General features: G+C 36.2%; 15 protein-coding genes and 1 pseudogene. 5 read left to right on the forward strand and 11 right to left on the reverse strand.

What is annotated here, in order from left to right; all coding sequences use genetic code 11:
- Positions 1-2 precede the first annotated feature (2 nt).
- The gene (locus EU510_RS16370) at positions 3-476 is read right to left on the reverse strand and encodes a Dps family protein (RefSeq protein ID WP_149594370.1); all 474 of its coding nucleotides are present in this window, start codon (positions 474-476) and stop codon (positions 3-5) included.
- 333 nt (positions 477-809) lie between these two features.
- Between EU510_RS16370 and EU510_RS16375 the strand changes: the two genes are divergently transcribed.
- Entirely contained in the window at positions 810-1,019 is a 210-nt protein-coding gene (locus tag EU510_RS16375) for a hypothetical protein (RefSeq protein WP_149594371.1), read from the forward strand.
- On the opposite strand, the gene EU510_RS16380 is transcribed toward EU510_RS16375, so the two are convergent.
- Together EU510_RS16380 and EU510_RS16385 are read right to left on the reverse strand one after the other, a co-directional pair.
- Positions 1,016-1,621 carry an alpha/beta fold hydrolase gene (locus EU510_RS16380; RefSeq protein ID WP_149594372.1) on the reverse strand — a complete coding sequence of 202 codons (606 nt, stop codon included), beginning with the start codon at positions 1,619-1,621 and terminating at the stop codon, positions 1,016-1,018. The two genes, EU510_RS16375 and EU510_RS16380, sit on opposite strands and share 4 nt — an antisense overlap.
- A gap of 185 nt (positions 1,622-1,806) precedes the next feature.
- The gene (locus tag EU510_RS16385) at positions 1,807-2,343 is read right to left on the reverse strand and encodes a YaeQ family protein (RefSeq protein WP_149594373.1); all 537 of its coding nucleotides are present in this window, start codon (positions 2,341-2,343) and stop codon (positions 1,807-1,809) included.
- A 427-nt stretch (positions 2,344-2,770) separates the two neighbouring features.
- On the opposite strand from EU510_RS16385, the gene EU510_RS20180 reads away from it, so the two are divergent.
- Entirely contained in the window at positions 2,771-2,872 is a 102-nt protein-coding gene (locus EU510_RS20180; RefSeq protein ID WP_410477422.1) for a helix-turn-helix transcriptional regulator, read from the forward strand.
- Between the two features lie 71 nt (positions 2,873-2,943).
- Here the strand turns inward: EU510_RS20180 and EU510_RS16400 are convergent, their stop codons facing one another.
- The 5 genes and pseudogenes from EU510_RS16400 to EU510_RS16420 all read right to left on the reverse strand — a co-directional run.
- On the reverse strand, positions 2,944-3,996 hold the full coding sequence (locus tag EU510_RS16400; RefSeq protein ID WP_149594375.1) for a DNA cytosine methyltransferase: 1,053 nt from the start codon (positions 3,994-3,996) through the stop codon (positions 2,944-2,946).
- Positions 3,993-4,730, reverse strand: a complete 738-nt coding sequence (locus tag EU510_RS16405) for a DNA-methyltransferase (RefSeq protein WP_262501244.1) — start codon at positions 4,728-4,730, stop codon at positions 3,993-3,995. The genes EU510_RS16400 and EU510_RS16405 overlap by 4 nt, the downstream gene beginning before the upstream one ends.
- Entirely contained in the window at positions 4,723-4,920 is a 198-nt protein-coding gene (locus EU510_RS16410; protein ID WP_149594376.1) for a CopG family transcriptional regulator, read from the reverse strand. The genes EU510_RS16405 and EU510_RS16410 overlap by 8 nt, the downstream gene beginning before the upstream one ends.
- Before the next feature lie 315 nt (positions 4,921-5,235).
- A complete protein-coding gene (locus EU510_RS16415) occupies positions 5,236-7,071 on the reverse strand; it encodes a DEAD/DEAH box helicase (protein WP_149594377.1) in 1,836 nt (611 codons plus the stop codon).
- A gap of 22 nt (positions 7,072-7,093) precedes the next feature.
- A pseudogene (locus tag EU510_RS16420) lies at positions 7,094-7,321 on the reverse strand (DEAD/DEAH box helicase); the annotation flags it as partial.
- A 189-nt stretch (positions 7,322-7,510) separates the two neighbouring features.
- Between EU510_RS16420 and EU510_RS16425 the strand changes: the two are divergent.
- Positions 7,511-9,316, forward strand: a complete 1,806-nt coding sequence (locus EU510_RS16425; RefSeq protein WP_149594378.1) for an AAA family ATPase — start codon at positions 7,511-7,513, stop codon at positions 9,314-9,316.
- Positions 9,309-10,589, forward strand: coding sequence for a hypothetical protein (locus tag EU510_RS16430; protein WP_149594379.1), 1,281 nt, complete (start codon positions 9,309-9,311; stop codon positions 10,587-10,589). The genes EU510_RS16425 and EU510_RS16430 overlap by 8 nt, the downstream gene beginning before the upstream one ends.
- A gap of 60 nt (positions 10,590-10,649) precedes the next feature.
- On the opposite strand, the gene EU510_RS16435 is transcribed toward EU510_RS16430, so the two are convergent.
- The 3 genes from EU510_RS16435 to EU510_RS16445 all read right to left on the reverse strand — a co-directional run bounded on the left by EU510_RS16435 (position 10,650) and on the right by EU510_RS16445 (position 12,576).
- A complete protein-coding gene (locus tag EU510_RS16435; RefSeq protein ID WP_149594380.1) occupies positions 10,650-10,973 on the reverse strand; it encodes a hypothetical protein in 324 nt (107 codons plus the stop codon).
- A 66-nt stretch (positions 10,974-11,039) separates the two neighbouring features.
- Positions 11,040-11,522: a PIN domain-containing protein gene (locus tag EU510_RS16440; RefSeq protein WP_149594381.1), complete on the reverse strand. Its 483-nt coding sequence runs from the start codon at positions 11,520-11,522 to the stop codon at positions 11,040-11,042.
- Entirely contained in the window at positions 11,503-12,576 is a 1,074-nt protein-coding gene (locus EU510_RS16445; protein ID WP_149594382.1) for a helix-turn-helix domain-containing protein, read from the reverse strand. The genes EU510_RS16440 and EU510_RS16445 overlap by 20 nt, the downstream gene beginning before the upstream one ends.
- A gap of 255 nt (positions 12,577-12,831) precedes the next feature.
- On the opposite strand from EU510_RS16445, the gene ylqF reads away from it, so the two are divergent.
- Positions 12,832-13,785, forward strand: coding sequence for a ribosome biogenesis GTPase YlqF (gene ylqF, locus EU510_RS16450; protein WP_149594383.1), 954 nt, complete (start codon positions 12,832-12,834; stop codon positions 13,783-13,785).
- The last annotated feature ends 271 nt before the right edge of the window (positions 13,786-14,056 follow it).

Consider the following 14,056-nt stretch of genomic DNA (forward strand, 5'->3'; position numbering starts at 1 on the left):
TCTTAGTCTAAGTAAGCTTTTAACATCCAAACAAGTTTTTCTTGCTCTGAAATGTAATCACCCATTAAAGATGCAGTACCTTCATCGTCTGCATCACCTGCTTGGCTTAATACTTCGCGTTGCATTTTAATCAGTGTACTGTAACCCGCTAATAGATTTTCTACTGCTGCAGTACCATCACTAATATTTTTAGCTTCTTTAATTTTACTTACTTCAAGGTAATCAGAAAATGCATGTAGTGGTGCGCCATCCAACGTTAAAATACGCTCTGCAATTTCATCTACTTTTTCAAGCAGTAGGTTATAAATTTCTTCAAACTTAACATGTAGTTCAAAAAAGTTACGGCCTTTAATGTTCCAGTGAAAGCCACGCGCATTCATGTATTGAATCTGGTAGCTACTTAATAATGTATTGAGTGACTTTATGATGTCTTCGCTTTTTGCACTGTTTAGACCAATTGCGTTTACATGTGACATAACTTGCTCCTGAATAACCGTTTGTTTGTGAACTTGTGATAAGTATCGCGGATTTTTATTGTTTAGTGAAATCGTTTAAATATATCTAATTAATAGTTTTAGCCTATTAACTGTTTTTGATACCAATACACACCTTAACTGTTAATAGAGATGGGTCTGATTAATAAAAATACCACCCCTTAAAAGTAAATAAACCCTAAATAAGTATAAATTATGATCTAAAACAAACTTTATTCAAGGTGATAATTTAGCTATTTTTTTATTGATTCAGGTCAAAAATCATCCATCCTAACGGCGCATAATAATGTTGTTGAAATAATTAGGAGAGATAACATGCATGCAAAAACAGCAAAACAAAATAAAGCAGAGTTAAAAGTGGTCGGTATTGCAGTTATCGCATTTGTACTTGGGTTAGTAGCCCACTTAGCAGGTGCGAGCTTTGCGAATTCGGATTTTTTTGGCTACATTGCAGCGCCCATTCCGCTTATATTGGGAGTAGTATTTTTAATTAGCTATAAAATAGCAGCAAATGCAGAGGACTAATCGCCCTCACTTAGGCATTTTAAAATGTAGTCGAGCACTTGGCGCGAGTAAATCATACTGGTATGGCTTAAGTGAAACACTTTATGTTCTGCCATACCTTTAAGTTTGGTTTCATCGAGTAGTACAGTGCCATCTGACTGACTACCCTTAACTATTAAAGGCATAAGCCCAATAGGTAAATCGCCCGCAATACTGTAAAGTTTAGCTTTAAAAGGCCAGTTACCATTTTTAGTTAATAAAAATTCCACGCTATTTTTTAAAAATGATTCGAATCCTTTTTGCTTCATTTTTTGCGCAATATGGCTGCCTTTATGTGGAGTACCTAAGGTAATAACTTTAGTTACATATTGGCTAGCAGGGGAGTTCGCTTCTAAATAAGCGCGAGCGATAAGTCCGCCCATAGAGTGGCATACTAATGCGGCAGGTTCGTTAGAAATACACTCATCAATTTGAGCAAAAATAGTATCTCGATTAGGGTCAAGTGTATTATAGGTAATGTTTAATACTGTCATCCCCGACTCTTCAAGGCGCGAACAAAGTGGGCGCATAACAAAGCCAGACATATACAAGCCATGTAAAACAATAACGTGTTTAACTTTCATACGCCCCTTAATACCAATTTTATTAAAAACATGATCATTTTAGCGTATTAAATAACCCGCTACCTGCATTGAAAATTATTTATATAGAACAACTATATGTCGTAATTTTCGCCTTGTTATCGACTTATTTCCTTGTCGCTATAATAGATAACTAATTTAATGCAAATTGGTATAACCTATCTTAGTTACATCAATTGCTGTGGTTTTATTTCGATATTTGTTGTATCGGTATTTACCCATACTTCACCATCTTGAATGGTAATAGTGAGCTTAATATTACGATCTACCAAAGCGGCTAATAATTGTGTGGCTGCGTAATCAAGGCTAAAAATACTTAAGTTTTTAAATTCATACAATTTAGGCTGATGCTTTTGCCACCAAATTGCCTGATTATTTTCACCATATGTATATAACACGACTTTTTTAGATTTATTGCAGGCTTTTTTAAGGCGTTTTTCATCTGGTAAGCCAAGCTCAACCCATAACTCTATTTCTTCGCTATAACTTACATGCCAAAGCTCAGGCTCATCATCAGCACTTAACCCCTTAGTAAATTCTAAACCATCGCAACTATTTAGTGCAAAAGCGAGTAAGCGAATCATCAACCGCTGATCGGTTTCTGATGGGTGTTGAGCCAAGGTTAAACTAAAATCTTGATAAACGTGGCGGTCCATATCGCTAAGCGATAACTGCACTTTCATAATGGTGGATTTAAGAGCCATAACAACTAATCTGAAAAAATTTGCGTCAGTATAGCGCAATAATACCCAAACCACCTTAAGATACAGAGCCCATCGTTTTATATGGGTTTAAAAAGCATTACCTAACAACAATAGCCTTTCTTTTGAGTAGTAATAATTTTGTGAGTAAATACTCATGAAACGCCAGGGGGATGGTTTAAAAGCGATTTATGCTACGTTATTAATTTTAGCAATAGAACCACTATCACTGGCAATCAATGCCTGGCCTAACTCTCTTTTAATTTTAACTGGAACTCGTATCTTTAGGTGGCTTGGATATAGATCTGCCATTAAAATTACCCCAAAGGTTATGAGTTAATACCCAGCCTGAGCAATTCCATGCGTTTAATCAAATTAGAAGAAGTTATTCAAAAAAACATCATTTGGCCGCTCAACAACTTATGAGTTTATGACTAAAGGCACATTCCCAAAACAAGTATCGTTAGGCGCTAAATCGGTAGCCTGGCTTGAATCTGAAGTTGATGATTGGATTGAAGAAAGGAATATTTAGTGATAGCTACATTTATAAAATAATGTTAGAAAAATATAATTGGCCAATATAAACATTGGCCAAAATTGGATTTAACTCAATTGTTTTTTTAGTTGTTTTGCAATTGCTAAACTTAAGAGTGGTGGTACCGCATTACCTACTTGAAGCATTTGTGTAGATTTATTACCTACGAACTTAAAATTATCAGGAAATGATTGTAGGCGTGCCGCTTCTCTAACAGTTAGGCATCTATTCTGGGTAGGTAGAGTAAACATTCCGGACGATGGCGTATCAAATCTAGTAGTAATTGTCCGAGCCTGACCAGTTTTAGACAGCCGACACCAAGTGCCACTAAAAGTAGATTTAGTTAAGTGTTCAATAGGTAAATCATTTCGACCGCCATTTTCAGGTATTAGGCTTAGTCTCTTTAGGACTAATGGAGAGTGCTTTGTTGAAATATGATTATATATTACCTCTGAATTTTTCCGCATTGCATTTTGGTATTCAGATTGAGGTAGAGATGTATAAGGCATTTCTTGTTTTCCTTCGCCCGAATTTAATGGCGGTAGATCAGATATAGCATTTTCAACTGTAACTTTATGTTCATTCCTTTTAGGCCAATCGAAATCAATATTTGAATTTGCAATACCTACAATAAAAGCTCGCTTTCTTGTCTGGGGGACTCCATATTCAGCTGCATCTAAAACTTTATGAGATACCCTATAGCCCAGTGAGCTCAGTTTACTTTCTATATCTTTTAAGAAATACCCATTTTCAGCAGTTATGATTCCAGGGACATTTTCAATTAGTATAGCTTTTGGTTTAAGGAACTCAACTGCTTCAATATATTTTAAAAACATAAAGTTTCGGTCATCATTCAGGCCTAGTCTTTTCCCTTTTTGAGAAAACCCTTGGCACGGTGGTCCACCGATTAATATATAGTTATTGCCGTTTAAAGGCGCTAATAGCTCTGATAAATTTATATCATTAATATCTTCATTTATTAATTTTGTATATGGAAAGTTCTCCGCAAAGCCTGCAGCAATATTAGAACTATACTCAACAGCAATATCGCTTTCAAAACCAGCTAAATGGAAACCCAAACTTAGACCGCCCACTCCACTAAATAAATCTACAATCTTCATTCTGCCACATAGCCTCGTAGTCGATTCATGGAAATTTCTATATAGTCAGGATCCATATCAAAACCAATATATTTCCGCCCAGACATTTTTGCAGCCAGCAAAGAGGTACCACTACCTGAAAATGGGTCTAAAATAAGATCGCCTTTATTGGAGAGTAGCTCCACAAAGTGAGCCATCAACTTAATAGGTTTTTGAGTCGGGTGTTTTCCAAACCTTTTTTCAGATAACGGCGTTAAACCTGTTTCAATAAAGTCATGGATAGCTTTTCCTCCATTATTATAGGTGCCACTAGGTTTCCCTTTTGTGAAATATAACCATGATTCTGTTGAGTTAATAAAGCTAAGATTCATGTTCCTTGGCATTGGATTTTTTTTATGCCACGTACCAGTTGTCTTGTAATAGAAGCCAGCTTCTTCAAAAATATTTTTAATACTTTCGACTTTTATTACGGCCATAAATACTATAACGGCTCCACCTTTTTTAACTTTGGTAAAAAGATTTTTTGCCAATAACCCCATTTGCTCTTTCCATAAATCATCATCGATATTATCCCAATCACAAATAGAGAAATGATTTTCTCTAAGTCTATGAATGCCCGAACCGCGAGACTTCATATGCCCACCAATGTTATATGGGGGATCAGTTAATACTAAGTCTACAGAGTCTTCACTCATAAGCTGAAGACCTTTTAAACAGTCAATTTGAATCAAGCTATTTTCATTAATTTCATTCATTATTATTACCTACTTGATTACCATGTATTATCTTCTCTTTCACTGCCGATCTAATAAATCCTTGCTCAGCTAGCCAGCATGTAACTATTACTCTAATAATTTCGGATTCTGAATTGCCTAATTCACCTTTTAGTTGATGAATTAATTTAATTTGCTCATCTGAGAATGAGACTTGAATTTTTTTACTCATTAGTTTATGTCAACCTTGGGATTATAATCCTCAAAAGGAATTTATTTGGAATCCATATGGAATCTATAGGGAATCTTTTTAATGGTATATTGGGAAGGTGGCATAATCAAGATAAATATACAACAACAATGCTTGTATTAATATTGAACAGATAGAGTCAACGAGTTTAAAAAACAATTTGCTTGATATGTATGATAAATAAACTGTTTTAAATTTTATAAGGGAGGGTTTAGTTAGAGTGTGTAAGAAATAAAGCCTTATATAGATTCAAAAAGTAGGCACTCAGCTAATATTAGCTGAGTGCCTTACCAAATGCTATTTCGGCGTAGAAAAGCTTACAGGGCGACGCTCTTTACGAGGACCGCTGCGCTTATCACCGCGTGCGCTGTCATCTTTATTAAAGCTGCGTTTCTTATCACCAGCTGGACGCTCAGAGCGTTCGCCACGTGGTTCAGCAGGGCCTTGATCAGTGGTAATTGTTAAGCCCATAGGGCGTTTACAAATAAACACTTTTTGGAAGTGATCAAGTACATCTTTAGGCATGTTTTGCGGTAATTGAACCGTGCTGTGATTGTCGTGTAGACGAATATCACCAATAAACTTGCTTGAGATGTCAGCTTCGTTAGCGATAGCGCCAACAATGTTTTTAACCTGAACACCGTGCTCACGACCTACTTCGATACGATACGTATCCATAGGGCCTGCACCACGACTGTTACGTTCGCGAGGTTTACGCTCAGCGCGTTCGCCACCACGTTCGTTACGACGTCCACGGTCACCACGGTCGTTGCGTGAGTTGCGGTCGTTGCGTTCGTTACGTTCACGAGGTTGAATCTTAACTTCTTCAACTTTAATTGGCGACTGTTGCTGTGCTAAACACAGTAACGCACCCGCTAAGCTTTCAAGAGGAAGGTCAAGTTTTTCAGCCATGTTAGTAGCTACTTCATTGAAGAACGTGATGTCTTTGTTTTCAAGCGCAATAGTTAATTTTGCTTGTAACGCTTCGATACGTTTTTCTTCAACAATTTTTGCTGTAGGTAATTCAACTTGAGCAATTTCAGACTTYGTATGACGAATGATATTTTTAAGTAAATAACGTTCGTTATGTTTTACGAATAARATTGCTTTACCAGTACGACCAGCACGACCTGTACGGCCGATACGGTGAACGTAGGCTTCAGAATCTTGTGGGATATCGTAGTTGATAACCAAGCTTAAGCGGTCAACATCTAGACCACGAGCAGCAACGTCTGTTGCAATAACAACATTTAGCATGCCGCTTTTTAAGCGATCTACAGTGCGTTCACGTGCTTGCTGGTTCATGTCACCGTTAAGTGGAGCAGCAGAGAAACCTTCGCGCTCTAATAACTCAGCAAGTTGTACTGTATCGTTACGCGTACGTACGAAAACAATAGCACCTTCATACTGTTCAGCTTCTAAGAAGCGAACAATTGCTTTATTTTTATGTACGCTTGCATTCCAAAACACTTGCTCAACAGATGATACTGTAGAGTTACGCGCAGAAATATGAACCTGTTCAGGATTKTTCATATATTTGCTGCTGATGTTTTGAATTTGCTTAGGCATAGTCGCAGAGAAAAGACATGTTTGCTTTTCGCGCGGAGTTTTTTCCATGATGTTTTCTACATCATCGATAAAGCCCATACGTAACATTTCATCGGCTTCATCAAGTACAAGTGCTTGTAGAGCATCAAACTTGATAGTGCCACGGTTAATGTGATCGATTAAACGACCTGGAGTTGCAACAATAACCTGAGCGCCACGACGAAGTGCGCTTAATTGGATACTGTAGCTTTGGCCACCATATAGTGCCAATACTTCAATACCACGAACATGTTTAGCATATTGTTCGAATGCYTCAGCAACTTGGATCGCAAGCTCACGTGTTGGTGTGAGTACAAGGATCTGTGGCTGTTTCACAGACGGGTCAATATTATTTAGTAATGGCAGTGCAAATGCTGCGGTTTTACCTGTACCCGTTTGAGCTAGTCCCAGTACGTCCTTTCTTTCTAGCAATAACGGTATACATTGAGCTTGGATTTCAGATGGTGTCTTGTAACCCAACTCTTCAACTGCCTTCAAAATTGCAGGAGAAAGATTTAGAGATTCAAACGTGACTGGTTCTGACATTAATACGCCTCAACGAATTNAGGATCTGTGGCTGTTTCACAGACGGGTCAATATTATTTAGTAATGGCAGTGCAAATGCTGCGGTTTTACCTGTACCCGTTTGAGCTAGTCCCAGTACGTCCTTTCTTTCTAGCAATAACGGTATACATTGAGCTTGGATTTCAGATGGTGTCTTGTAACCCAACTCTTCAACTGCCTTCAAAATTGCAGGAGAAAGATTTAGAGATTCAAACGTGACTGGTTCTGACATTAATACGCCTCAACGAATTCAAAGTGGCGCGTATTATATAAGAAATACGCAGAAATAGCTTACATTATTACTTATATTTTATATGTGATTGATACTAAGTGTTATTTGTATGGGGTAAAACCTTTGCATAGTGATTAAAAGAAAGTTATTTTACATCACAAAAGAATAGTAACTCGTTAAGGGAATGTAGTGCTCTCAAAAATTTCTCCTCGACTAAACATAAAGTCATCGCTACCAAAACATTTAGAAGCTTTATTCAGTTCTTACATTTTGTGGAAAATACAAGGAAAGCCTTCAGAGCTTAATTATGGCGAAGCTACAAGTACTGAAAGCGGGGAGTTAAGTTTTACTGAGGATGAACTTGCTAAGCTTAATAGCTATTTTCAGTCCCAGAATCTTTCGAAGGAAAATACTAAACATAACGTTTTATTAAAAGCGCAAGTCGAACATTTACAAGTTGGCTGTTTAAATATTTATAAGGCATGTAATTTTAAATTCCAAGATATATCTAAAAGCATAAGTGCGGAAAGAGATGGGGGTGAAAGGTTTCTGAAATCAATTATATTTACAAGCGTAATGGATTTGATCGATGGTTTTGTCGATGCTTGTGAAGAGAATTTTAAAACTTTAGCTAAGGGTTTTTTTATAAATGAAAAATTTAATAAAACATTAGTAAGTAGACAGCTAAAGGTACTTTTAACCTTTTTAATTGAGCAAAGTCGCTTTAATGATGGGAATAAAGTTACCCATGACCTAGTGACAGATATAACAGAATGCAATTCGTTCCATAAAGATGGACCTGCAAGAATTATTAAGAGCTTTCTTAAAGATGGGTTGCATGAGCACATAAAATTTGAACAAAATACGTACCAAGTATCAGATAGTAAAAGTTATGGTGATTATGTAGCTCGAGCAACATCCTATTCCACAATATTTTCACCTAATTACTTGGTTGAAGAAGAGTTAGTTAATTACGCTCAAAATACTGAAGGGTTTGTGTCTAATTCACAATACTACGTTAGTGAAGAAAAAATAACAGACATTCCAGAAAATATTCCACTAAACCTTTTGTTGAAAGGCGTACCAGGTACAGGAAAATCATGGTCGATAGATCAAATACTAAATAAATACTTTAGCTTGGAGGTACCTGTAACTAATAATGAAGGTCAAATCCTATCTAGATTAAAAAGAATTAATCTTCATTCGGGAAGTACAAATAGTTCTTTGATGCAGGGGGTGAGTGTTTCTGCAAAAGAGAATGGTGTTGTTTATGATGAGAAAATAGGGCTAATCTTAGATTTTGTGTTAACTGCTATAAAGTATCCATCAATACCCTTCGCTCTTGTTTTAGAGGAGATACAAGAGAATAATCTAAATGAGCTCATTGGGGATCTTATTTATCTAATAGAGCCAAGCAAGCGCGCTAAGAGTTATGACGTTAATCCAGACTGTAACATTTTTGAAGAGATCTTAAGGTTAACGAATCAAAATAGTAATATTCACTATGTAACAATCCCTAATTTAATCAATGGGAATTTAGTTGAAAAACGTTTATTTCTACCTTCAAACTTATACTTTTTTTGTACATCTAACTATAGAGACGATAAAAAAGTTATTGAAGACAACTTATTGAGACGATTTGATGTACTTGAGATATATCCAAATTATGAAGCTATTAAACATGTAGATGTATCAGAATTTTTAAAACGATTTAATGAGTTAATAGCTAACAAAATTCATGATATTCATAGTGATCGTTTTATAATTGGTCATGCAAACTGGATGTATGTTGAAGATAAAGAGTCTTTCTCTCAGGCTTTTTTAAAGTTACTCATAGAGTTTAAAGATATAAGAGAAATTGATTTTGAAATACTGCAAGAGATATTTGGACAAGTCAAAATCCCTTTTGACTTAGATATTATTGAGTATCAAGATTATCAAAGCTTAACAAAATACATACAGAACAACTGCGGGTATTCTTTTTTAAATGACTGATATAAAAGGACATGCTATTAATAAAACTTTTGTTTTTAGTGAGACAGATAATTTATATATAAAATTAATAGAAAGTGGTATTGATGTCACTCCGTTAAAAAAACAACTAAAAGTAATTAGCGCTAAAATACATAATAATAAAATAGGCTACGCTAGATTAGAAAGTAACATAGGTATAATCAAAATTATAATTTGCCCTAAAATCTTTGAATATGACGAAAAGCTTTTTTTATCTTATTTACGGCAAGCTTTTACCTTAATTGAGCGCTACAAAGGTTGTAGTAAATATTTTGAAATTGATAAAACGCTCCTTAATTTAGCTATAGCAAATGGAAAAGATGATAAGAATGATAAGAATGATCTTAATTTTGATTCTATGCTTGAGTCCAAGTTTAAGATGTCTTTAATTGAGGTTGACACTTTTTTTAAGAAATATAATAAAGCAGATATTTTTAAAAAGTCATATGTCTCGGCCACAATCGAGAATGAAGTAAATATCCAAGCTTCAATATGTGATCCAATAAAAAGCAATGTTCATCAATTTAAAAAGCTGAACACTCCAGAAACAAGACTAGCTGAAATTACACTTATGGTTATAGAGTTCTTTATTCGCAAAAATAAGAATTACTTAAGCCCATCACTAGTTTCTTTCGCACGTAAAATTTACGCTAAAGTTAAGCAAAAATATAGAGTCAAGAGAGTTAAAATAACTATATCTCAGTTCATGCATTATAGTTACGAGAAGTCTTTCAATACAGACCAAAAAAAACGACTTCTCAACAATTTACTTGTGTTACTTTCGCAAGAAGATTTTTTTAATTCTTCCAAAGGTGAAGGAAAATTAGATCGCTATACACATAGTTGTTCTCTCTTCTTCGAGGCTAATATTATATTTGAGTACTTAGTATATGATTTTTTATTGTGCAGCTATTCAAGTAAAGAAGTAAAAATAAAACCTAGAAGTTACCAACTACTTTACTCTAAGGATAATGTTGAAATAGGAAAAATAAAATCAGAGCCTGATTTTATTTTAGATCTAAATGACTCTATGATCATAGTGGATGCTAAGTGGAAAGTATTAAATAAATTAGACAGCAACTTTAATTATGATGTGTTAAAGCTTAAAAGAGACTCTCAGTTATTTTATGCTGATAAAATTATGCTAGTATATCCAAAAGTTAATAGCGAAATATTAAATAAATCCCCAGTGTATTTTAACAATGAACCAGAAAGTTTAATAAATATAGTACAAACAGATATTATGAAAAGCTAGGTAGTGTTTAGTTTAGAGATCTGTGCAAGTGCTTTATTAGTCCGTCGAAATAATAGGTTGTTATCTAAAGGTGTGTTGTAGGAAGTTATGTAATCTTTTGTAATTTTCACACTCAAAAACTATTTCACCAGTGGCACCATAGATCTCTGGCTCTTCATTAGCCCCCTCATTGGTTGCTTCAACTATTACATATCTACGCGTCTCTTCTTCTCTTTGCTCTATGTCAGTATAATCTACCCATAGTACATAATACTGTTCGCCTACTTTAAAGTAGAAGCTAGGGCATTGATCATTGTGCCAGCTTTTATCTATTAGATAAGGGGGATTTTTTAAGTCAAAGCCTAGGTCAAAGTTTTGACCAAATTCTTGTTTATAAAGTGACATATTGTTTCCTTCTTAAAAAACTAATTTAGCCAGTGCGTGTAGCGCTGGCTCTATGCCGTACTTGCGTTATAAGGCGTTTAAATGCTCTATAGCCACCTTCCAAGGAAGTCTTCGGCCTGATAGCTTCATTTTCTCGTAGGCTTTTAGTGCAGTTTCTTTCGTTACTATTTGTTGCCTAACAAGCTGCGTTATTAATGAAATTGTGCTTTGGACAACAATGCCTTCTTTTTCAGCGGCTTTTCTTAAAGCCATATCGCCAGTTACAAGAAGGCAGTTTTTTTGCTTAGCTAAACACAAAGCAAATATATCGTTACGGCTGGCATTTAAATACAGCGGAATTAACTCCATTGCATGCATCATCGAATCAGATGATAGCTCTTCTAAAGTTAAGCCCATAGCAGGTAAATGTGCATGTTCTTCCTCAAGTTCTTCAACGAATAAGATATCAGGTATGGCGAATTGGTAAGGTAGCTGAAAAAGTTGGGTTAGTAGTTCACCTTCTTCCATATCTATTAATATATTGGCATCACTAATTAGTAGCTGCTGCATTAAGCACCTCTAACTTTCGTTCTTTGTGAAAGCTTGAAAGTGATACCCCTAATAGTCCTGCTGCTTTAGATATACCAATGTAGTCTTCACTTAGCGCACGATATACTAGCTGCTTATAGAGGTAAGTAACTTCATGTGGATAAGGTTCGCCAGGTTCCTGAGTGCGCCATCCTTGCTTGCCAAACCAAATGAACATATTCTTTTGGGTTTGATATGAAATTACACCAGACTGTGAAGCACGAAATAAAGAGGCAAGCATGCTTATGCCGTACTCATGTTTAAGCATGTATATCTCTTGTGCTTCTAATTGAGTTCGGCTTTTACCTAAGTGTTGTATTAAGCTAGTGCTTGGTAATAAAAAAGCCCCTGCGAAGTGATTACATGCCTTTTCTTCGTCTAAGTTTTCAGAAAGTCGATTATGTAATACTAAGTGACCTAATTCATGAGCAAGTGTAAACCGTTGGCGATCGCCACTTTGTGCTGTAGAGATAACAACAACAGGTAGCCCATTAATGTTACCCGCGAGACCATCAAACTTTTTACTGGTTTCTACATCAGTGCAAATTATCATTACACCTTTCGATTCTAGCGTATCAATCATGTCATGAATAGGATTTAAGCCTAAACCCCATTCATTGCGCATAGTGGTGGCTACACCTTCTAGCTGCTCATATGAATCAATCACATCAGGCAATGTACTTGGTAGTGAAAATGGCGTGATAGGTTTAATAGAATCTGGATAAAAGTTTAAAAGCTCTTGCCAGCGCTCAGCCTGATCTAAAACATCACCATTGATACGATCTAAAATCTTCTGTGGTGTGCTTGCACGCTTACGATATTCCACACCTTCTAACTTTACTCTTATAGGACGGAAAAAGTATTCAGTGCGCACTTCAAGTGTGCTTGCAAGCTTTAATAAATTAGAAGAAGACGGCATAGCAGTACCATGCTCATATTTTTTTATAGCATTGGCGGATACACCAATTGCGGTAGCTAGTGCTTGCATTGATAGGCCGGAGGCTTTTCGGGCACGAGTAAATCGTTCAGCAAACATGTAATATATACCTCGTAGTTTATAAAATTTATCTATTTGTCGCAAATATAAACCATTGGTGTATTTTTGTCCATAAACATGAATAGTGCTTATGTAGCTGAGATATATTACTGGTTTTATTTATACGAGAAGTTTAAAGGGATTATGTAGTAAACTACGCACTATTAGTTGAGGTGATAAATCGAAATTACTCACCCAGTACCCCACACAGTACCCCATGGTGTTATGGGTTGAAATAAAAGGTTTACATATCAAATGAGTAGAGCAGGAATACAGTGGTTCCCTGGGCATATGAATAAAGCCCGCAATGAAATTAAAGAAATAATGCCACAAATGGATGTGATCATTGAAGTGCTTGATGCGCGCATTCCCTACAGTAGTGAAAACCCGATGGTGGCAGGTTTGCGTGAAGGTAAGCCGGTCATCAAAATTTTGAACAAAGCTGATTTAGCTGATCCTAAAATGACTCAAATTTGGAAAGATTATTTTGAGCAAGAAAACGGTGTTAAAGCGATTTCTTTTGGTCATGATAAAGCAGCTGAAGTAAGTCGTATAAATGAGCTTTGTAAAAAGTTAGTGCCGCATAAAGTGGGTGCCGATAAGCAAATTAAAGCCATGATAATGGGTATTCCTAACGTGGGTAAATCTACGTTAATTAATGTATTGGCTGGACGTATAGTTGCAAAAACAGGTAATGAGCCTGCGGTAACCAAATCACAACAACGCATTAAGCTTGAAGACGGTATTATGCTTTACGATACGCCAGGTATGCTTTGGCCAAAAGTAGAAAACGAAAACTCAGGTTATCGCTTAGGCGCTACCGGTGCCATTCGTGATACGGCGCTTGAGTATGAAGAAGTAGCAAGTTATACCGCTGAGTACTTATTGCGTGCATACCCTGAGCTTTTAAAAGCGCGTTATAAAATAGATGAATTACCGCAAAGTGATTGGGAATTTGTTGAAATGGCGGGTAAAAAGCGTGGCTGTATTCGTGGAGGTAACCAAATAGACACATACAAAATGTCTGAAATACTAATCAACGAATTACGCGACGGTATTATTGGCCGTATTACTATGGAAACTCCGCAAATGCGTGAGGAAGAAGAAGTAATGGTTGCTGGTTTACGCGCTGCAGCAGAAGCTAAAAAAGCAGCTAAAGAAGAAGAGAAAAAACAACGCCGAGCACGCGCACGTAAAAACCGTCGTTAATGGTTGAATTTATGTGAGTATGCGACTCACTAAATTACAGACATAAAAAAAGCCCGTAAGGGCTTTTTTAGTTTCATATCTACCGTCACCGATATGAGCAATGTAGCAAGTAAAATAGTAGGGCGGTTACTCATCATCAACATCAAGGGGCGTTGCGGTTCATAACAAGTAACCATAGCTGTTTACGTGCGCCACACGTTGTTTCAGGGTCGAGAAACAAATCAATTCATTCCTTAACAAGGGGTATGCATTCCGTCTTGTTGATATTGAT

Origin of the sequence: Pseudoalteromonas sp. FUC4 (assembly GCF_008370255.1) — a bacterium.
Taxonomy (GTDB): domain Bacteria; phylum Pseudomonadota; class Gammaproteobacteria; order Enterobacterales; family Alteromonadaceae; genus Pseudoalteromonas.